This window comes from Faecalibacterium sp. DFI.5.82, from assembly GCF_029076575.1.
Classification (GTDB): Bacteria; Bacillota; Clostridia; order Oscillospirales; family Ruminococcaceae; genus Faecalibacterium; species Faecalibacterium duncaniae.
Window position 1 is genome coordinate 1 of record NZ_JARFIS010000567.1, and the last position, 308, is coordinate 308.

The 308-nt window shown below is 50.3% G+C and carries 1 pseudogene; it reads left to right on the forward strand.

Going from position 1 to position 308, the window contains the following annotated elements:
• Positions 1-252 (forward strand): annotated as a pseudogene (locus P0G09_RS17910) (MATE family efflux transporter); the annotation flags it as partial.
• Between the last annotated feature and the right edge of the window lie 56 nt (positions 253-308).

Sequence of the window (308 nt, forward strand, 5' to 3'; positions counted from 1 at the left end):
TTTTACATCTTCATGGGTATCAAGATCGCAACCGATGGAGTCCTTCGCGGTCTCGGAATTATGAGTCCGTTCCTCGTTGCAAACATGGTGAACCTTGCGATTCGTCTGTCCGTTGCCCTGATCTGTGCACCGCGTTTCGGCATTGCCTTTGTCTGGCTTGCTGTACCAGCTGGTTGGCTTGCGAACTTCTTAATCTCCTATGGGGCTCTCAGGAGATCATGGCCGACTGATAAAATTGCATCAACCAGATAACTTCGCGTTTGTGGAGCGAAGCAGAACAATGAAAGCCCCAGTGGGGCTTTTAAGCG